General features: G+C 65.7%; 16 protein-coding genes, 1 tRNA gene and 1 pseudogene. 7 read left to right on the forward strand and 11 right to left on the reverse strand.

Going from position 1 to position 18,851, the window contains the following annotated elements; translation table 11 throughout:
• Nucleotides 1-848: pseudogene (locus tag HMPREF2550_RS12170) on the reverse strand (hypothetical protein); the annotation flags it as partial.
• A gap of 77 nt (nucleotides 849-925) precedes the next feature.
• Entirely contained in the window at nucleotides 926-1,486 is a 561-nt protein-coding gene (locus HMPREF2550_RS01315; protein ID WP_070789211.1) for an RNA polymerase sigma factor, read from the reverse strand.
• 82 nt (nucleotides 1,487-1,568) lie between these two features.
• Between HMPREF2550_RS01315 and HMPREF2550_RS01320 the strand changes: the two genes are divergently transcribed.
• From HMPREF2550_RS01320 to HMPREF2550_RS01340, 5 genes are all read left to right on the forward strand, one after another.
• Nucleotides 1,569-3,134 carry a catalase gene (locus tag HMPREF2550_RS01320; RefSeq protein WP_070789213.1) on the forward strand — a complete coding sequence of 522 codons (1,566 nt, stop codon included), beginning with the start codon at nucleotides 1,569-1,571 and terminating at the stop codon, nucleotides 3,132-3,134.
• A gap of 144 nt (nucleotides 3,135-3,278) precedes the next feature.
• Nucleotides 3,279-4,220, forward strand: a complete 942-nt coding sequence (locus HMPREF2550_RS01325) for an ABC transporter ATP-binding protein (protein ID WP_070789215.1) — start codon at nucleotides 3,279-3,281, stop codon at nucleotides 4,218-4,220.
• The gene (locus tag HMPREF2550_RS01330) at nucleotides 4,217-5,023 is read left to right on the forward strand and encodes an ABC transporter permease (protein WP_070789217.1); all 807 of its coding nucleotides are present in this window, start codon (nucleotides 4,217-4,219) and stop codon (nucleotides 5,021-5,023) included. The genes HMPREF2550_RS01325 and HMPREF2550_RS01330 overlap by 4 nt, the downstream gene beginning before the upstream one ends.
• A gap of 32 nt (nucleotides 5,024-5,055) precedes the next feature.
• Nucleotides 5,056-6,219: a sensor histidine kinase gene (locus HMPREF2550_RS01335; RefSeq protein ID WP_083319711.1), complete on the forward strand. Its 1,164-nt coding sequence runs from the start codon at nucleotides 5,056-5,058 to the stop codon at nucleotides 6,217-6,219.
• Nucleotides 6,216-6,824 carry a response regulator transcription factor gene (locus HMPREF2550_RS01340; protein ID WP_070789220.1) on the forward strand — a complete coding sequence of 203 codons (609 nt, stop codon included), beginning with the start codon at nucleotides 6,216-6,218 and terminating at the stop codon, nucleotides 6,822-6,824. The genes HMPREF2550_RS01335 and HMPREF2550_RS01340 overlap by 4 nt, the downstream gene beginning before the upstream one ends.
• A gap of 3 nt (nucleotides 6,825-6,827) precedes the next feature.
• Here the strand turns inward: HMPREF2550_RS01340 and HMPREF2550_RS01345 are convergent, their stop codons facing one another.
• The 6 genes from HMPREF2550_RS01345 to HMPREF2550_RS01370 are packed head-to-tail and all read right to left on the reverse strand — an operon-like array spanning nucleotide 6,828 to nucleotide 12,784.
• Entirely contained in the window at nucleotides 6,828-7,166 is a 339-nt protein-coding gene (locus HMPREF2550_RS01345; protein WP_070762765.1) for a Na+/H+ antiporter subunit G, read from the reverse strand.
• On the reverse strand, nucleotides 7,166-7,432 hold the full coding sequence (locus tag HMPREF2550_RS01350; RefSeq protein WP_070789221.1) for a cation:proton antiporter: 267 nt from the start codon (nucleotides 7,430-7,432) through the stop codon (nucleotides 7,166-7,168). The genes HMPREF2550_RS01345 and HMPREF2550_RS01350 overlap by 1 nt, the downstream gene beginning before the upstream one ends.
• A gap of 3 nt (nucleotides 7,433-7,435) precedes the next feature.
• On the reverse strand, nucleotides 7,436-7,900 hold the full coding sequence (locus HMPREF2550_RS01355; RefSeq protein WP_070789222.1) for a monovalent cation/H+ antiporter subunit E: 465 nt from the start codon (nucleotides 7,898-7,900) through the stop codon (nucleotides 7,436-7,438).
• 1 nt (nucleotide 7,901) lies between these two features.
• Nucleotides 7,902-9,440 (reverse strand): monovalent cation/H+ antiporter subunit D family protein, encoded by a 1,539-nt coding sequence (locus HMPREF2550_RS01360; protein ID WP_070789223.1) that lies wholly within the window; start codon nucleotides 9,438-9,440, stop codon nucleotides 7,902-7,904.
• Nucleotides 9,437-9,868, reverse strand: coding sequence for a cation:proton antiporter subunit C (locus tag HMPREF2550_RS01365; RefSeq protein ID WP_070789225.1), 432 nt, complete (start codon nucleotides 9,866-9,868; stop codon nucleotides 9,437-9,439). Before HMPREF2550_RS01365 ends, HMPREF2550_RS01360 begins: the two co-directional genes overlap by 4 nt.
• A gap of 3 nt (nucleotides 9,869-9,871) precedes the next feature.
• Nucleotides 9,872-12,784, reverse strand: coding sequence for a DUF4040 family protein (locus tag HMPREF2550_RS01370; protein WP_070789227.1), 2,913 nt, complete (start codon nucleotides 12,782-12,784; stop codon nucleotides 9,872-9,874).
• Between the two features lie 252 nt (nucleotides 12,785-13,036).
• Between HMPREF2550_RS01370 and HMPREF2550_RS01375 the strand changes: the two genes are divergently transcribed.
• Nucleotides 13,037-14,431 (forward strand): AAA family ATPase, encoded by a 1,395-nt coding sequence (locus HMPREF2550_RS01375; protein WP_070789228.1) that lies wholly within the window; start codon nucleotides 13,037-13,039, stop codon nucleotides 14,429-14,431.
• 394 nt (nucleotides 14,432-14,825) lie between these two features.
• On the opposite strand, the gene HMPREF2550_RS01380 is transcribed toward HMPREF2550_RS01375, so the two are convergent.
• Nucleotides 14,826-14,902 (reverse strand) — tRNA-Pro (locus HMPREF2550_RS01380).
• Between the two features lie 77 nt (nucleotides 14,903-14,979).
• Nucleotides 14,980-15,894, reverse strand: a complete 915-nt coding sequence (locus HMPREF2550_RS01385; protein ID WP_371441159.1) for a metallophosphoesterase — start codon at nucleotides 15,892-15,894, stop codon at nucleotides 14,980-14,982.
• A 59-nt stretch (nucleotides 15,895-15,953) separates the two neighbouring features.
• Here HMPREF2550_RS01385 and HMPREF2550_RS01390 point away from each other — a divergent pair, with 59 nt between their 5' ends.
• Entirely contained in the window at nucleotides 15,954-16,406 is a 453-nt protein-coding gene (locus HMPREF2550_RS01390; protein ID WP_070764476.1) for a GatB/YqeY domain-containing protein, read from the forward strand.
• Nucleotides 16,407-16,413: 7 nt separating this feature from the next.
• Here the strand turns inward: HMPREF2550_RS01390 and HMPREF2550_RS01395 are convergent, their stop codons facing one another.
• Nucleotides 16,414-18,840, reverse strand: coding sequence for a transglycosylase domain-containing protein (locus tag HMPREF2550_RS01395; RefSeq protein WP_070789230.1), 2,427 nt, complete (start codon nucleotides 18,838-18,840; stop codon nucleotides 16,414-16,416).
• Between the last annotated feature and the right edge of the window lie 11 nt (nucleotides 18,841-18,851).

The raw sequence follows: 18,851 nt of genomic DNA on the forward strand, positions 1-18,851 counted from the left end.
AACATGCCGAGCGCGGTGGCGAAGATCATGCCGAAGATGACCAGCGACATGATGAGGCCGAGCGTCGGGTTGATGTTGGTGATCAGGGTGAGCATGGGCATGTCGTCGCCAGCGATGTCGCCGACGGCGGCGAGCAGGCCGCAGGACAACAGGAGCAGCATGACCAGGTAGCCCATCCCGCCGAAGAAGCCGCCGAGGCCGGCCGAGCGGGTATCGAGCTGGTTGCCGCCGATCACCAGGGCCATGGAGGCCACGCAGATGGCGTTGAGGCCGGTGTAATTGAGCGAGGAGATCCACCAGTTCGGCAGCGTGGTGGAGACCTCCTGGGCCTGGATGTTGAACTGGGCCCAGTCGAGATCGGTGTTCACCAGGGTGTAGACGCAGCCGAAGATGACAAAGAAGAGTAGCAGCGGGGTAATCGCGCCCACAGCGGCGGTGACCTTGTCCACGTCCATCATGCCGACAACCAGCACGAGGACCAGCATGAGCGTTGCGCCGATCCACACAGGCAGACCGAATTGCTGGTTCAGGTTCGCCCCGGCACCGGCGTACATGACGAAGCCGATAGAGAACAGGGTGGTGATCGTGGCGATGTCCAGGATCCAGGACATGATCTTGCTGGAGACGTTGCCCAGCACCTCCATGTGCTCCCGGGCCTGGTAGTAGGAACCGAGCTGGAGGATCGACACCCCGGCGATGAGCATGAGCGCGGAGCTTAACGCTGCGCCCCAGATGCCCTGGGTGCCGAAGGCGGTGAAGTACTGCATGGTTTCTTGGCCCGAGGCGAAACCGGCACCGACCAGGACACCAATAAACGCAAGGGAGATGCTAATGGCATTTTTGAGCATGATGTGCCCACTGCTTTCCGTCTGTGTGGGGTGTTTCTGCACTTTCCGGGGGATAAGTTTAGTCGGTCACCTATTAATTAGTGTGATTGGCCATCGCTGTCGGGGGAGGCGTGAATGAGATCACGCCGGGCGCGGGCGACGCGGGAGCGGATGGTGCCCACGCGCACCCCGGCGATCGCGGCGGCTTCCTCGTAGGTGTAGCCCAGTACTTGGGTGAGGACTAAGGCTTCGCGGCGTTCGGGCCGGAGGGCGTCGAGAAGCATGCGGGCGTCGATGACGTCTGACCAGGCGTTCGGGTCGTCGGGACTGGGTTCCTGCGCGGCGACGTCGTCGTACTCGGCGGCCGACTTCCGCGGGCGCGCCATGTCGTGGCGCACCGAATCGATCCAGGCGCGGCGCGCGAGCGAGAGCAGCCAGGTGCGCGCCGAGGAGCGGGCCTTGAAACGCGGCAGCGCGCCGAGGACCCGCAGGTAGGTTTCCTGGGTGAGATCATCGGCGTGCTCGGCGCCGGCGAGGTGTGCGAGAAGACGCCACACGTCGTCTTGCGTGGCGGCAATAAATTGGGTCAGTGCAGCCTTGTTGCCGCGCCCGGCTTTGAGCGCGAGTTCGGTGACGTAGTCGTCGTCAGGGCTGCTCACGAATGTTTAGGCTACCAGCGCGCGCGAAAATCCCTAGGCTGGGCGGTGTACATGTCACCCATAGCGATGCAAGGAGTTAGCGATGGCTGAGAAGAGCAAGGCAGAAGAGATCGTCGCGCGCGGCGAGCGCCCCGCAGGCAAGGGCCGCACCACGCAGCTGAGTGGTCAGCCGGTCGCCTCGGAGAATATTTCGGTTACGCAGGGGCGCCAGGGTGCGAACGTCCTGAACGACGTCCATCTGATTGAGAAGCTTGCCCACTTCAACAGGGAAAACGTCCCGGAGCGTATCCCGCACGCGAAGGGCCACGGTGCCTTCGGCGAGCTGCACATTACGGAGGACGTATCCAAGTACACCAAGGCGAAGCTGTTCCAGCCGGGGACTGTGACCCCGATGGCGGCGCGCTTTTCCACCGTTGCCGGCGAGGCCGGCTCGCCGGACACCTGGCGCGATGTCCACGGCTTCGCGCTGCGCTTTTACACCGAGGACGGCAACTACGACATCGTGGGCAATAACACCCCGACGTTCTTTTTGCGCGACGGGATTAAGTTCGCCGACTTCATCCACTCCCAGAAGCGTCAGCCCAACTCGGGCCTGCGCGACGACGAGATGCAGTGGGACTTCTGGACCCGCACGCCGGAGTCCGCGCACCAGGTGACCTACCTGCTGGGCGACCGTGGCACCCCGAAGACCTCGCGCCACCAGGACGGCTTCGGCTCCCACACCTTCCAGTGGATCAACGAAGAAGGCACCCCGGTGTGGGTGAAGTACCACTTCAAGACCCGCCAGGGCTGGGAGTGCTTCACCGACGAGGAGGCCACCGAGAAGGCCGGCACCGACCCGGACTTCCAGCGCGCGGACCTCTTCAACGCGATCGCCGAGGGCGACTACCCGGTCTGGGACGTCAAGGTGCAGATCATGCCGTTCGAGGAGGCGAAGGACTACCGCTTTAACCCCTTCGACCTGACCAAGACCTGGTCGCAGAAGGACTACCCGCTGATCGACGTCGGCTACTTCGTGCTCAACCGCAACCCGAAGAACTTCCACGCCCAGATCGAGCAGCTCGCACTCGACCCGGCCAACCTGGTCCCGGGCGTCGGCCTGTCGCCGGACCGCATGCTGCAAGCCCGCGTGTTCGCCTACTCGGACCAGCAGCGCTACCGCATCGGCGCGAACTACAAGGACCTGCCGGTCAACCGCCCGATCAATGAGGTGAACACCTACTCCGAGCGTGGCAGCATGGCGTACTTCTTCAACGAGGAGAACGAGCCGAACTACACGCCGAACCGCACCGACAAGGGCGCGGGCTACCTGGACAATGGCGAGGACTCCTCGTCCAACTTCACCGACTACGGCCAGGCTGCAAACCTCTACGTCAACCCGGACCCGCACGGCACCGACCTGGTGCGCGAGGCCTACGTCAAGCACGCCGAGGACGATGACTTCGGCCAGGCCGGCACGCTCTACCGCGACGTCTTCGATGACGGGGAGAAGGAGCGTTTCGTCCACAACATCACCAACAAGATGCTGGCGATTAAGGACAAGGACGTCGAAGAGCGCGTCTACGCCTACTGGGGCAAGGTCGACGCGGACCTGGAGACCAAGGTTCGCGAGTCCCTGGCGAAGAAGCGCGCTGAGCAGGGGAAGTAGTTTCTCTCTCGCTGTGTAAGCGAGTGTGAGCCAGAGCCCGTCACAGTCTGCGGCCGCGGACTGTGGCGGGCATGACTTTTGTCATGCGCAATTGGTGACAAACGCTTCTACCAGCCGGGATGCGTCTTCGGCAGGGTAGAAATCATGGAAAACGTCATCGAAGTACAAAATTTGCAACGGCGGTACGGCGAGTTCACCGCGGTCGACGGCATCAGCTTGCACGTCGCCCGCGGCGAGGCCTACGGGCTGCTCGGCACCAACGGTGCGGGTAAAACGTCCACGCTGGAGATCCTGGAGGGGCTTGCGGCACCCACCGCGGGCGAAGTGCGCGTCCTGGGGATGGACCCCGTGGCGGACCGCGCAAGCGTACGCCCGCACACCGGCATCATGCTGCAGTCTGGCGGACTGCCGCGCGCCCTGTCCGTGGAAGAAACGCTGACCATGTGGGCAGGCACGTGCACCGCGCCGCTGCCTATCGACGATGTCCTGGCGGACGTGCAGCTCACGCATAGGCGCGACGTGAAGGTTGGCGCGCTGTCCGGCGGCGAGCAACGCCGCCTCGACCTTGCCTGCGCGCTGCTGGGAAGCCCGGATGTGATCTTCCTGGACGAGCCGACGACCGGGCTGGACCCGGAATCCCGACGCCGCGTGTGGGAGCTTTTGCGCGAGCTGAAAAGCCGCGGCGTGACCATCGTGTTGACCACGCACTACCTGGAGGAGGCCGAGTTCCTCTGCGACCGCATTGCGATCATGCACGGTGGCCGCATCGAGGTCGAGGGCACGACCACGGAGTTGGCGCGCACGGTGCCCTCATCCATCGAGTTCGTACTGCCCAGCGCCCAGGTACCTGAATTGCCAACCCTGCCCGGCTCGCTGGTGCACAGCAACGAAACCGCCGAGGGCATGCAGGTTGCGGTCCACACCTCCCGGCTGCAGGACGACGCCTTCGCGATCCTTGCGTGGGCGCGCGAGCACAACCTCGAACTGACCCAGTTCGCGGCGCAGCCTGCGAGCCTTGAGCGCGTCTTCCACGACATCGCAGAAGCGCAGAATACCCACACCACCCGAAAGGACGAAGCAGCATGAGCACCACCACCACGATGAAACCCACCAACCACGCCACGCGCAGGCTGCGGTCGCTCGGCCGCGCCGAATGGCTGCAGTTCACTCGCAACCGGCTGCTCGTGTTCACCGGCCTTGTCTTCCCGCTGCTCTTGCCCCTCTTCCTGTGGCTGGTCGGGGACCAGTCGGTCGGCTCGACCGCGGCGGCGTCTGAGGTGTTCGTGTTGTTCGCGCTCAGCTTTGGCGTGTTCTACCCTGCGCTGTCCATGGCGGTGACCAGGCGCGACGAGGGCGTGCTGAAGCGCTTGCGTACAGGGGAGTCCCGCGACTGGGAGCTTTTGACCGCCATCTGCCTCCCGCTTGCTGCGCTCACGCTCGCACTGATGGTCATCGTGGTGGTGGCATTTTCGACCATGTCCATGGTGCTTCCGGTTGATCCGCCGGTACCGCATGTGTGGCCGAAGAACCCGCTCACCATGGTGCTTGCGATGCTGCTCGGCATTGCGGTCTCCCACGGGTTGGCCATGTTGACCAGTCGCTTTACCGAGAACGCGGAGGGCGCACAGATCACCTCGATGCCGGTGTTGATGCTCGTGATCTTCTCACAGTCCGGGATCCGAGAGCACCTTCCCGAGGGGCTCACCAACATCATCGATCGCACACCCTTCGCGCTGACAAGCGACGTCTTCCGCGACGGGTGGGTCGGCGAGGGCTCCTTCGGCTCGCTGCTGGCAGATGCTGCAACGCCGCTGCTGCTGCTCGCGGTGTGGACCGCGGTACTGCTCGCAGTGGGGTATCAGCGTATGCGCTGGGAAACGCACCGCTAGTGCAGCGGCCGCTGCTAGTCTCGGAGCACATTATGACGCAAGCACCACCCCTTCCCGCGGCGAGGAATTCGGATTCGGATTGCTCGTCGCGGTTCCTCAAGCTCAACCGTTGGTCGCTCATCGGGATGCTGTGGCTGTTCGTCCTGGCATTTTCCTCCATTATTTTGAACCGCTCGGAGGACATCGGCGCGGAGACATTTATGGGCATCGGCGTCGCGGTCGTGGCGTGCCTCACCGGAGCGATGGTGCTGGAAACCAGGCCGGAGCTGCGCCTTGAGGAAAGCGCCCACGGCGGCCGCTGGCTGCGGTGGGGGTTGTACGCCCACCTGATTGCGTTGGCGGTGTGCGTGGCTGCGTTCCTGTTCGCCCCGGCGCAGTGGAGGGCAGCGTCGGCAATCGCGCTCGGGGCCGTGTTCTTCAGCGTGCTGATTGCCTTCCTCCCGTTCCTGGCCAAAAAATGGGTGTGGACGGCGCTTGCGCTCGCGGGCGCATTCGCGCTCGTGAGTGCCTTCGGTTCGGTAGATACCGCCGCGATTGTGCTGGCCTACAGTATTGCGTGCGTGGTGACGGTTCCTTTTACCAAGTGGTTTTCCCGCGCGATGATTGAAACGGAGCGCGCCCGCCGCCTCGAGTCGCAGCTCGCCGCCGCGCAGGAGCGTTTGCGCATGTCGCAGGACCTCCACGACACGATGGGGCAGCACCTCGCGGCGCTGACGATCAAGTCGCAGCTGGCACTCGCGCTCGCCGAGCGCGATGATCCGCGGGTGCCCAAGGAGCTGCGCGAGCTGCATGAGCTCACGCAGCGCGCTGCCTCCGACATGCGCAGCGTGGTAAATAACTACCGGACCCCCGACCTGGCCACCGAGCTTGAGAGCGCAAAGCAGGTGCTCGCAGGCGCTGGTGCCCAGGTCACGGTGACGGGCACCAGCGAGGATGTGCGTTCGGAGCTGCGCGAGACTGCGGCCTGGTTCGTGCGCGAGACCACGACGAATATCTTGCGCCATTCCCAGGCCACGGCCGTGTCGTACGCCTTGCAGCCGCACGCGATTACGGTGGCCAACGACAAGCCGAAGCCCGGAGAAGGCGGCGGCACGGGGCTGGAGGGGCTGCGGCGTCGGGCGGCGGAGCACGGGGCGTCGATAAGCGTGGAGCGCAGCGCAGAACGCTTCCGCGTGCAGCTTAAGGTGGACGCATGATTCGGGTCGTGTTGGTTGATGACGAAACGCTGGTTGCCGATTCCCTCGCCACGCTCATCGGCCTGGAGGAGGACATCGACGTGGTACACGTCGCCTACTCGGGCACGGACTTTCTTCAGTGGTGGGAGGCGTTGCCAGCGGCTTCGCGCCCGGATGTTGTGGTGACCGACCTGCAGCTTGGGGCGGGTCAGTTGGATGGCATTGCGCTCGCCTCGCTTATCGACGCCCGCGTGGTCGTCGTCACCAGCCACGCAAGGCCCAACGTGGTCCGGCGGGCCCTGGATTCCGAGGTGCTCGGGATGCTGCCTAAGACGGCTGCGGCCGGTGAGCTCGCGGCGGCGGTGCGGGCGGCGCATGCAGGCAAACGCTACGTCGACCCCGAGCTGGCGGCCGCCACGATCGCCGCCGGCCAGTCGCCGCTGACCGCGCGGGAGGCCGAGGTGCTGGAGCTTGTGGGCAAGGGCGGCTCGATCGAAGCGATCGCGAGTGCTGCGCACCTTGCTCCCGGCACGACGCGGAACTACATCTCTTCCGCGATCACGAAAACCGGGGCGGAAAATCGCTTCGAGGCCTACACCATTGCTCGCGAGCGTGGCTGGCTGTAGCGCCTACTGCGGCACGTTGCGCGAGGTCTTGTCCTTGGCGTCCACCACGGTCACGCCGTGGATGGAGCGGCCGATGACGAAGGAGCCGACGGAGCCGATGATCCACACGCCCGCGATCGCGAGGATGGCGCGGATGAAGTCGTTGATGACAAAGCCGTCGGTGGACCAGCTCATCAGCAGGTTCGCGACGATCAGCAGCGGGAACGCTAGGCAGACCAGCGGGCCGAGCAGGTTCGCCCGAGTCAGCGCGTCGGGGGCGCGCAGCTGCAGCGAGGCGGTCGCCACCACGAAGACGGTGGCGATGACCACTAGGACAGCGACGATGATTTCGATGATGCTCATTAGCGGCGTCCTCTCGAGATGATGCGGGCCATGGAAATGGTGGGGATCGCGCCACAGACGAGCGCGGCCAAAATGGCGATCTCGTAGGTGATCATGCTGGGGGTAAACAGCGTCCACACCAGGTAGATCGCGGCCATGGAGTAGAAGATGAGGTCTGCGAGCACCGAACGCGACAGCTCATCTTTGGTAAAGACGAGTTTGGCCAAACCCGCGAGCAGGCTCAGCGCCATGACGATGATGCAGACGGTCATGATGGTCTGGAACATGGGCTAGTCCATCCTTTCGGCGGCAGGCAGGTTCTCCGCGTGCGCGTGGTCCAGGTCAGGGCCTAAGTGCTTATAGGGCTTCCACAGGACCTGGGAGGCGTCGATAGGCGTGTCCTTGAGCTCCGGCTTCAGGCGCTCCTCCATGTCGGCGAGGTCCTCGATCACCGCGAGCGGGTCGTCGCCGAAGGCGGCCTGCACGATGAGGAGGTCGCTGCCGTTTTCCGACGCCGCGTGGCGGAAGCCCAGCGACAGAGTGCCGGGGGTGGCGGTAATGGAGGTGGAAAACCAGAATCGGTCCCAGTCGGTGTGCACCCGCAGCGGGTAGAAGATCACGCAGGGCCGCAGGCCGGAGTCCGGCTTGAACGCGGCGATGGTGGCGTCGATGCCCGCGGCGTAGATTTCCTTGATCAGCCAGGCGCTGTAGCCGATGGCGTGGCCGAAGCTTTTGAGTGCAGATTGCTTTGCCATGTTAGTTGCGGCCTCCCTGCAGCGAGTCGAGGTCGGGGATGCCGATTGGGTCGGTGCCCAAAACGGCGGTGGTGTAGGCGTCGACATCCAGCAGGCTGTCGACGGCCGAGGTGGAAACGCCCCACATCTGGCCCGCGAAGATGAACATCAGCAGCGAGCACACCATCAGCGAGAGTGAGGGCAGCAGGAACTTCCAGCGCACGTTCAGCGCCTCCGGGTACTGCTGCATCGGACGGCCCCAGAAGACTTCCCGCCACACGCGCATCATGGACAGCAGCGCACCGAAGGACGCGACGATGATGGTGGCGATGACCACCCAGGCGCGCCAGTCGTCGGCACTTGCGGCCGCCATGACGATGGTGACCTTGCCGAAGAGGCCGGAAAAGGGCGGGAAGCCGACGATGGAGAACGCGCCGGCGGCGAACACGGTCGCCGTGAGCGGGTCGCGCCGGGCCAACCCGGACAGCTTCCCGATGGTGCCCGTGCCGTAGGTTTCCTCGATCGCGCCGGAGTTGAGCACGAGCGCGCCGACGGTGATCATGTGGTGCAGCGTGTAGATCAGGCCAGCGGCCAGGGCGTAGCGTGCGTCCGCGCCCGCGTTGGTAAACGCGAGCATGATGAGGATGAACGGCATGCCGTTGACCATCTGGTAGGCCAGCACGCGGCGGATCGTGTACTCGCCCAGGCCGGCGAAGCCACCGATGAGCATGGAGAGCACCATGATCACGATGATGAGCGTGTTCCAGCGCGGGTCCATGTCGAAGATGACCACCCAGATGCGGAAGAGCATGTAGACGGCCACCTTGGTGTGCAGGCCGGAGAACAGGCCCATCACGGCGGCGCTGGAGGCCGGGTAGGTTCGCGGCAGCCAGGTGTGTACCGGGAAAACACCGGCCTTGGCGGCAATCGCGATAATCACCAGGCCCATGGCCACGGTGATCGGGCCGTTGCCGGCGGCGGCGCCGCGCAGGGCGGCGATGTTCACCGCGCCCGCGATACCGTAGAGGTAGCCCACGCCCATCACCAGCAGCGTGGACGCCGCAAGGTTGACCAGGACGAAGGAACGCGCAGAGCGCAGGCGGTTGCGGGTACCCGTCATGGCGATCAGGCCGTAGGAAGGCAGCAGCATGACCTCGATCATGACGAAGAAGTTGAACAGGTCGGCGGTCAAAAGTGCGCCCGAGACACCGGTGATGAGCACCAAGGTCAGTGGCGTGTAGAACCGGGCCTGCGTCTCACCCGCGGCGATGGCGAACCAGTTGGCGGTCAGTGCGACGATCATGGTGGTCACGATCATCACCGCCGAGAACTGGTCAGCGGCAAAGGAGATGCCCACCCCGCCCTGGTACAAGCCAATAACATGGGCGATCGTGCCGTGGGAGGCGGTGTAGGTGTAGAGCCACACGCCGAGGCCCAGGTTGATGGCTGGGATGAGCAGCGCCAGGGCGTCGTTAAGCTTCTTAACCGGGTTCAGCGCGGTCACTGCCGCGACGATGAGTGGGAGGGCGACAAAAACGGGAAGGATCGCATCAACTGTCATCGGTTCTTCGCCTCCAACTTCTTCGGGTTCAGGCGGGAATTACGGCCCGCGGTGGACAGGGCAGAAGGCGAGAGGTGGTTGGGGTCGAACTTCTCGCCCTTGTGGTCCTTGCCCACCTTGCTCGGCACGTCGAAGGTGTCGTCGTTCTTGCCCAGCGAAGCCAGCATGAGCAGGATCGTGGTGGTGGCCATCGCGATCACGATGGCGGTCAGCACGAACGCCTGCGGCAGCGGGTCCGACAGGTCCTCGAACGGGGTGCGCGAGGGGAAGGCCTCGCCGCGCCACGCGCCGACACCTGCTGCCAGCAGTGTGAGGTTCGAGGCGTGGCCGAACAGCGACATCCCGAAGACCACGCGGACCATGCCGCGCTGCATCACCAGGTAGACGGCGCCGGCCATCAGTACTGCGATAGTAAGTGCCATGACCATGGGTTACAGCTCCTTTTCCAGCATGTGCTGCGGGTTGTCCGCCGGGTTGAGCGGCGCCGGGTGCGCGTCCACCGCGTCCTCCGGCTCCTCTGGGGCGGGCACGTTTGGCAGCGGGTTCTCCGGCTCGCTGCGCGTGTAGTCCAGGTTGTCCAACTCCGTGCCCGGGCGGAGGTAGCCGCCGAGCGCGTTGATGGCCTGGGTGACCATGCCGAGCACGGCGAGGTAGATGCCGAAGTCGAAGATCAGCGAGGTGGTCATGTGCTCGCCGGCGATCTCACCGTGGATGGCGTACATGAAGCCGCCCTCGAGAAAGCCGAGGAAGCCCGAGCTGATCGCGATGATGATGCCCCAGCCCGTCAGGGCGATCGGGGTGAACGGCTTGACCACCTCGGTATCCGCGCCGCGGGAGAGGTAGTTCAGACCGAAGGCCGTGGCCATCACCAGGGCTGCGACGAAGCCGCCACCCGGTGCGGTGTGGCCGCGGAAGAAGATGAGCACGGAAAGCACGACCAAAATCGGCACGACCAGGGCCGCACCCTTGCGTAGCGGCAGCGAGTTGAACTGCGACTGGCCGAAGGGGCGGGGGCGGGTGCCAGCCTCGAACATGTGGCGCGGCATGGACTGGGTCACCGCGGCGATGACCACGGCGGCCATGCCCAAAACGGAGAGCTCGCCGAGGGTATCAAAGCCACGGAATTCCACGATGATCACGGCGACGATGTTGTCCGCGCTGGTCACCTCGCCGCCCTCGGTGAGGTACCACAGGGCCAGGTCGGAGCGGTCGTGGCGGCCTAGCAAGCCGTAGACGCCGAAGAAGGTGACGATACCTGCGATGACCGCGAAGATGCCGGCGAGCACCTTGCGGCGCGTCGAGGTCTTGGGGAACATGCGCGGCTGGTAGCGCAGCACTACCATGATCACGATCACGGTGAGTGCTTCCACCAGGAACTGGGTCAGCGCCACATCCGGCGCGCCGAGCATGAGCATCTGCAGCGTCATGCCCACGCCCACGGTGCCCAGCAGGATCGCAGAGGCCAGGCGGGAGCGGGTGAACACCAGGCCCACCACGGAGATGGCGATGATGGCGAACGGGATGAGGTCCCACCAGACGTCGAGACCCTCGGCGCGCGGTGCGAGCGGCACACCGTCGACGCCCTCGGTCCCCAAAAGCGTGGTCAGGCCAAGCAGCACCACCAGGACCAGCACCGGCAGGAGGTGGCGCGACGGGTTGAAGGAGTTGGCCATCTGGCCCATGCCCTTGCCTGCAGCACCCAGGCCGGTGACCATGCCCGCGAGCAGGTCGTTCCCGTTAGTAGGCAGCAGCTGCTTGTTCTCTACGGACGCAAAGAGGTTGCGGCGCGCCATCGTGACGATGATGACGCCGAGCACCAGCACGCTCAACGAGACGATGAGCGGCGCGTTGACGCCGTGCCACAGCGCGAGGTGCGAGTGGTAGGAATCGTCGCCGGTAATCGTGTGCACCGCGGCGTCGAGCGGGCCGTCGACCCAGCCGAGCAGGAAGGGCACGACCAGCGACATGAGCCCCGGAAGCGCGGCCGGCAGCCAGAGGCTGACGGGGGCTTCGTGGACGTCGCTCATGTCCTTCGGGCCGTCGACAAACGCGCCGAAGACGATCTTGGCGGAGTAGAGGAAGGTCAACAGCGCCGCGAAACCTGCGACGAGCAGCAGTACAGTGCTGTATTGCGTCTCCGCGAAGGCACCCAGGATGGACTCCTTAGAGACGAAGCCGAACAGCGGCGGGATCGCCGCCATGGACGCCGCCGCGATCACGGTGGAAGCAAAGGTGTAGGGCATCTTGTCCCACAGCTTGCCCAGGCGGCGAATATCGCGCGAACCAGCCTCGTGGTCGACCACGCCGATCAGCATGAACAGCGAAGACTTAAACAGCGCGTGCGCAAGCGTGTGCGTCAGCGCCGCGGCCAGCGCGAGCGGGGTACCGATACCGATCGCGGCCACGATCCAGCCCAGGTGCGAGACCGTGGAGTAGGCGGTCAGGTGCTTCAGATCCGTCTTGGTGATGGCGAACAGCGCACTCATAATCGCCGTGCCCAGGCCCACGACGACGAGCAGCCAGTTCCACGCCGCGACGTCGGCAAAGATCGTGGAGAAGCGCAGCAGAAGGTACACACCGGCCTTCACCACGGCGGCGGCGTGCAGGAAGGCGGAGACCGGGGTCGCCGCGGCCATCGCCTCGGGCAGCCAGAAGTGGAAGGGGAACTGCGCGGCCTTGGTAAAGCCGGAGATCGCCACCAGGATGGCAACGGTGGTGGTCAGGCTGGGGTTTGCCTGCCAGATGTCGGCCGCCAGCACGTCGGTCAAGCGCGTGGAGCCTGTGCTTATCGACGCCACCGCCAACGCCGCCAACAGCGTCAACCCACCAAAGAACGTAAGGATGAGCGTGCGGTAGGACCCCGCCTCGCCGCCCGAGCCGGAACGCGCGATGAGCAGGAAGGAGGCGATGGAGACCAGCTCCCAGCCGATGAACAACAGGACCGTATCGTTTGCCAGCACGAGCAGCAGCACCGACAGCGTAAACGCCGTCATGATGGTGTAGAAACTCGTGTTGCCCTGCTTCTCAGGCAGGTAGGCCGCCGAGTACGTCATCACCACCGCGCCGATGACCAGGGCAAGCAGCGCGAAGAAGATGCTCAGCCCGTCGGCGCGCAGCGCGAATGCGACGGCGCTGCCCTCTCCAAGAATGTCGCGTGCCCAGGTCACCTCCCATTCCAAGGGAGTGCCGCCGGCAATGCCTGGGAATTCCTTGCCCAGGATGACGGCGGCAGCGGCGAGGATGAGCGCGATCGGCAGACCTGCTTTGCGGTCCATGACTCGCACGAGAATGGGCGACAAGATCACTGTCGCCGCAACGAGTGCGAGCACGACAGGGAGTGTCATGGTAAACCCTCTCCAAATATGTAGGTAGCCAAGTAATCAGTAACGCACCTGCCGTGAAAGGCCGCCACAATCCGGCGCGTGTCGGCGCGCCGCTGCCCGCACTTGGTGCGCGCATGCGGTATAGCCCCACAAGACAGCAACAGGTAAAACGGTACCAGGGCTTTTTGATCAACCTGCAACGTGGCGTAAAGCCCCTGGGCTTGCGGTGCGCCTACAACAGTCACACCAGTTACTTCAGTTACATTGTGTTGCATGAATTGGCGATTGACCCGACTGTGCTGTGCCGCCCTCGTACTCATTTGTGGCGTTTTCTTGCCCCTTGCCCCCGCGAGTACCTGGACCCGCACCGGCGAGGACGCCACGGGCGCGCCTGCCGTCGCGCCCAGCCCCGACGGGTTAGTCCAGGCGCGCAAGGCCGCGGGCGAGGCCGGCGCGCAGGCAGGCTTTCTGACCCAGGGCACCGGGCAGCTTGTCGACGGCGTCGCCGACCTCGACTCCGCCTCACAGGAACTCATCAACGCCATCGCCGCCGCCCAGGCCGGCTCGCAGGAGTTGTCCAACGGGATGGTCGAGCTGCAGGCGGGCACCGGCCAGCTGGCCAACGGCGCGACGCAGGTCGCCGACGCGATCGGCAGCGTGGCCGACCAGGTCACCGGCTTCGACGCGGTCCGCGGCCAGGTGGTCTCCACCATCGACCGCACCCTGGAATCCACCAAGGACTCGAAAGACCCGGACGTGAAAGAGGCCCGCGAGGCGCTGCAAGGGCTCCGCGGCCAGGCGGAGGCCGCGCAGCTGCCGCCGGAGATGCTCGGCCAGCTCGAGGAGCTGCGCAAGGGCTCGCGCGACGTGGCCAACCAGCTCGCGGTGCCCGGCTACGCCTACCACGACGGCATCTACTCGGCCACCAACGGCGCAGCCGAACTGGCCAACGGCCTGACCACCTTGAACGAGCAGGCCTCCGGCGCGACCGACGGGGTCACGCAGCTCCAGGAGGGCGCGGCCAAGATCGACGGCATGGCCAACAAGACCTCCGACCAGATCGCCGCCATCCGCAAGGCGCTCCCGGCCGCGACCAATACCGGGACGGCGCAGCAGGCAGGAGAGCAGGTGCAGGAGCGCTCCACGCTCGCCCCGGTCGCGGCCATGCTGATCGCGGCGCTGCTGATGCTCGGCGGCACCGCAACGGGCGCGGCTGCGCGCCTGAGCCCCAGCCGCCGCTGGTGGATCCTGGGCGTCGGCGGGCTCTTCGTCGTCGCCGTCGGTGGCGCGCTTATCGCGGTGCTGGGCACCGGGCTGACCGCGTCCACTTACGGGCTGCTCGCCCTCGCGCTGGTGGCGGGCGTGGCCGCCAGCGCCGGGCTTGCCGACATCCTCGGCAGCGCCCTCGGCCCGAAGATCGGCCTGCCGATCGCAGGCGTGCTCGCGGTAGCGCAGGTCGGCCTGGTGGGGTGGCTGTGGCGCACCGCCTCCACCGCGCCGGTGGGCAAGGCGTGGGAGTACGCCGCAGGCGCTACGCCGATGCACTGGGCAACCGCGAGCCTGTCCGCAGCCGGTAACGGCGGGGCCACCGCCGCGCTCTGGGCTGGTATCGGTGCAGGTATCGCGCTTGCGCTGGTCTGCCTCGCGGGCTCGAAGGGGCGCAGCTAAACACTTTCGTACAACGTGTGTTAGGCTTTCACTCGCTCATTCCAAGTAATAGGGGCTTGGAAATGAGTGGTCTCCTTTCGCCCCACTGGGGTGAAATGGGTTAGGGATGGGATGGGCCCCGCCAGCGCCGCTTCACGCGGACGGCGGGGTCCTCTTTTTCTTGGGGCTGGGCTAAATAGCGCAAGTTGGAGCTCGATTATCGCCGAAAATCCGGGATAAACGACGTCCAACTTGCGCTATTTAGCCGGTGCTCTGCCCAATTGACGAACTCTGGTTGTCGAACAACCTCGAATCTTTGAGCTTGTTCGACAAGGCGGTTTCGCCAAACAGCCCGTCCCCGGGACCCGTAGGCAAAAGTAAAACCCCGCCCTGCTGGGCGGGGTTTTACGTAGAGTGGTCGGGATAACAGGATTTGAACCTGCGACCTCCTCGTCCCGAACGAGGCGCGCTACCAAGCTGCGCCATATCCCGGTTGTATCTGCTCTGCTGAGCGGTACCTGGGATACTTTAGCCTAGCGCCCCGGTTTGGCCAAAACGCCTGGTCACGCCTAGCGGGAGCGCCCAGAGCGCTCGGTCACGCGCAGCAGCGCAGCCGAGGGCGGGCAGAACAGGCGCACCGGCGCGTACTTGGAGGTGCCCAGCCCGTTGGACACTTCCATCCACATCTTGCCGTAGCGGTGCAGGCCGGAGGCGCGCTTCCTGTCGATGTCCGCGTTGGTCACGATGGCGCGCTCGCCGGGCAGGCAGATCTGCCCGCCGTGGGTGTGGCCGGCGAGCGCCAGGTCGTATCCGTCTGCTTCGAAGCGGTCGAGGACGCGTCGATAAGGCGCGTGCAGCAGGCCGATAGAAAGGTCCGCGTCCGGGTTGGGGGCGCCCGCGATGTCCTCGTAGCGGTCGAGGTCGTGGTGGGGGTCGTCCACCCCGGCCAGGGCGAGGCGCACGTCGCCGACCTTGAACTCGAGGCGCTGGTGGGTGGCGTCGTGCCAGCCGCGCTCGACAAACGCGGCCCGCATGCCCTGCCACGGCAGATCCACGTAGGAGGGCTCGCGCTTTTGGTCCAGCAGGTACTTGAAGGGGTTGACTGGCTTCGGTGCCCAGTAGTCGTTGGTGCCAAAGACGAAGGCACCGGGGCGGTTGAGCAGCGGGCCGAGCGCGTCGAGGACCCAGGGCACACCGCGCAGGTCGGAGAGGTTGTCGCCGGTGTTGATCACTAGGTCCGGCTCGAGCGCGTCGAGGGAGGAGACGAACTCCACCTTGCGCTTCGCGCCCGGAATCATGTGCAGGTCCGCGATGTGCAGGATGTCAAAGGAATCCTTCCCGCGCAGCGTGCCGGGCGCGAGCAGGGGTAGCTCGTACTCCTTGAGCTGGAAGTTGGTGGTCTGGGTCGCGCCGTAGGCCAGGGTGCCCAGGCCTGCGGTGCCGAGGCCACCGATGGTCGAGGCGAGTTTCTTCAACGTAGTCACCCGCCTCACCTTAGTGCGCGACCGCAGGGAGATGGGTGTTTCGCGTATCGTTTGAAGGCATGAGTGCATTGAAAGAACAGATTCGCGCAGACCTGAAAGAAGCCATGAAGGCGAAGGAGAAGGAGCGCACCGGCACGATCCGGATGCTGCTCGCCGCGATCCAGACCGCGGAGACCGAGGGCACCAAGCACGAGGTCACCGACGAGGACATCCAGAAGATCATCGCTCGCGAGGTGAAGAAGCGCCGCGAGTCGGCGGAGATCTACTCGCAGAACGGCCGCGAGGACCTCGCGGAAAGTGAGCTCGCGGAGGCGGAGATCCTGGCCGGGTACCAGCCGAAGCAGCTTGACGACGCGGAGCTGGACGCCCTCGTCGAGGCCGCGGTTGAAGCCACCGGGGCGACCTCCATGGCGCAGATGGGGCAGGTGATGAAGGAGGCCACGGCGAAGGCCGCGGGCCGCGTCGACGGCAAGCGCCTCTCCGGCGCGGTCAAGGCTCGCTTGAGCCAGTAGCCAGTAGCTAGTTGCCGCCGAGCATGTTGGTGAGGCTGTCGGCGGCATCACTGAGCTGGCGCTCGATGTCGCCTAAGTCAACCGGAGCCTGGTCGGCCTGCGGCGCGGGGGCAGAGGAGGGCGCGCTGGGGGCAGGGGAAGCCGACGCGGTAGAGGCAGACGCGCTGGGGGCACCGGCTCCGTCGGAGACGTTGAGCGTGATCAGGCTGCCCGGGGGCAGGTTCGGATCCGCGGGGACGGCGGAGACCACGCTGTTGAAGGGGGCGCCGCCGCCGGAGACCATCGTCACCGTCACGGTGTAGCCCTGCCCCTGGAGGCGGGAGCGGGCGGCGGTGGCGTCCATGCCCACGACGTCGTCAATCGCGCCGCGCTTGGTGCCGCGGTCGAAGTTGCGCGAGGGGCTCGGGATGCCTGCTGCGGCCGCGCCGGGGACGCCGTGGGCGGTCTGGAACCAGGTGTTCGCGGCCTCGTTGCCGCCGAAGAGGTCGCCGTAGCTGCACTGGCGCACGGGCGCGCTGCACAGCGGCGTGGTCTGCGTGCCGTCGTTGAAGATGTAGCTGGCCGCGGCCATCCCGTTGGTAAAGCCGAGGAAGGCCGAGGACTGGTGCGACTCGGTCGTACCCGTCTTGGCTGCCACCGGCGCGGTCCAGCCGTTGGCGGCAGCGGCGTCCTTGGCCGTGCCGCTCTTCGTATCGTGCGACATGCCCTGGGCGAGCGCGCCGGCGACCTCGGGGTCGATAGCCTGCTCGCAGTCGGGGCGCTCGATGTAGACCTCCTGGCCGTGCTTGTCGCGCACGGACTTAATCGGGTTCGGCTCGCACCAGCGCCCGTTGGACGCCAGGGAGGCACCCACGTTGGACAGCTCGAGGGCGTTGACGGCAGTAGGCCCGAGGACGAAGGCACCCATGTTGTCGTCCTTGGCAGCCTGCGCCACCGAGCGGCCGTCTCCGAAGGAGTTCTCGTCGAGGTAGGAGCGCAGGCCTAGGCGGACTGCGATGTCGACGGTGCGGGGCACCCCCACCTGCTGCACGAGTTCGATGAAGGTGGTGTTGGGGGACTGCGCCAAAGCGTCGCGAAGCGAGAGGCGCGGCTTGTACGTACCGGCGGTTTCCACGCAGTAGGCGTCCGGTGGGCAGTTCGCGGCGCCGCCCTTGCCCATGCCGTAGACCACGGAGCGGGTCGGGGTCTCGAGCATCGTGTCGAGTCCGTAGCCCTGCTCGAGCGCGGCCGCGGCGGTGAAGATCTTGAACACGGAACCGGCACCGTTGCCCACCATGGAGGTCGGCTGCGGCATGATCGTCTGGCTCTGCTCCAGCTTCAGGCCGTAGTAGCGCGAGGACGCCATGGCGAGGATGTCGCGCGAGTCGGTGCCGGGCTTGATCACGTTGATCACCTCGGCAACCCCGTGGGTGTACGGGCTGACGTTGTTGCGGGCGGCGCGCACCGTCGCCGCCTGGATCTCCGGGTCGAGGGTGGTGGTGATGGTGTAGGAGCCGCGCTCGAGCTCCTCCTGGGGTAGGCCCTTGTCCGCCAGGTAGCGCAGAACGTAGTCGCACATGAAGCCGCTGTCCTCGGCGGTGAGGCAGCCGTCGGGAAGCATGCGCGGCTTGTCCACGATGCCCAGGGGCTTGCCGGCGAGCCGGTCGGCCTCGGCCTGCTCGAGGTAGCCCTCGACCGCCATGTTGTTCAGCACGGTGTTGCGGCGTGCGGTGGCCCCCTCCGGGTTGGTGTAGGGGTTCAAGTACTCCACCGACTGCAGCAGGCCGATGAGCAGCGCCGCCTGGTCGGGCGTGAGCTTTGCCGCCGAAGTGTCGAAGTAGGTGCGGGCCGCCGCCTCGATGCCGTAGGCGTGGTTACCAAAGGAGACCAGGTTGAGGTAGCGGGTGAGGATCTCGTCCTTCTCCAGCGTCTTGTCTAAATCCGAGGCCATGCGCATCTCGCGCAGCTTGCGGGGGATCGACTGCTCGGTGGCGGCGCGCGCGGCGTCCTCGTCTTGGGCCTCGACGAGCCACAGATAGTTCTTCACGTACTGCTGGTCGATGGTGGAGGCACCCTGCTCCACGCCGCCGGCGAGCACGTTCGTCACCATGGCGCGGGCAAAGCCCTGCATGTCGACGCCTTCGTGCTGGTAGAAGCGGCGGTCCTCGGTAGAAACTAGGGCGTCCTTGGCGTACTGCGAGATCTTTTCGCTGGGCACCTCGTAGCGGCGCTGGTTGTAGATCCAGGCGATGGGGGTGCCGTGCGTGTCCGTAATAGTGGTGACGCCGGGGACGTCGCCGCCGGACATGTCGGACAGGTTTGACTGCATTGTCTCATCGGTGCGGGCGATGGCCATGCCGCCGAGGCCGGCGAGCGGGGCCAGGCACAGCGCGATTGCCACCCCGGCCGCGACGAGCGCGGCAAGCAGTTTTCCGAAGGAACTCAATGCAGACACGCCTTTACCTT

Source organism: Corynebacterium sp. HMSC074A01 (genome assembly GCF_001831515.1).
In the GTDB taxonomy this organism is placed as follows: domain Bacteria; phylum Actinomycetota; class Actinomycetes; order Mycobacteriales; family Mycobacteriaceae; genus Corynebacterium.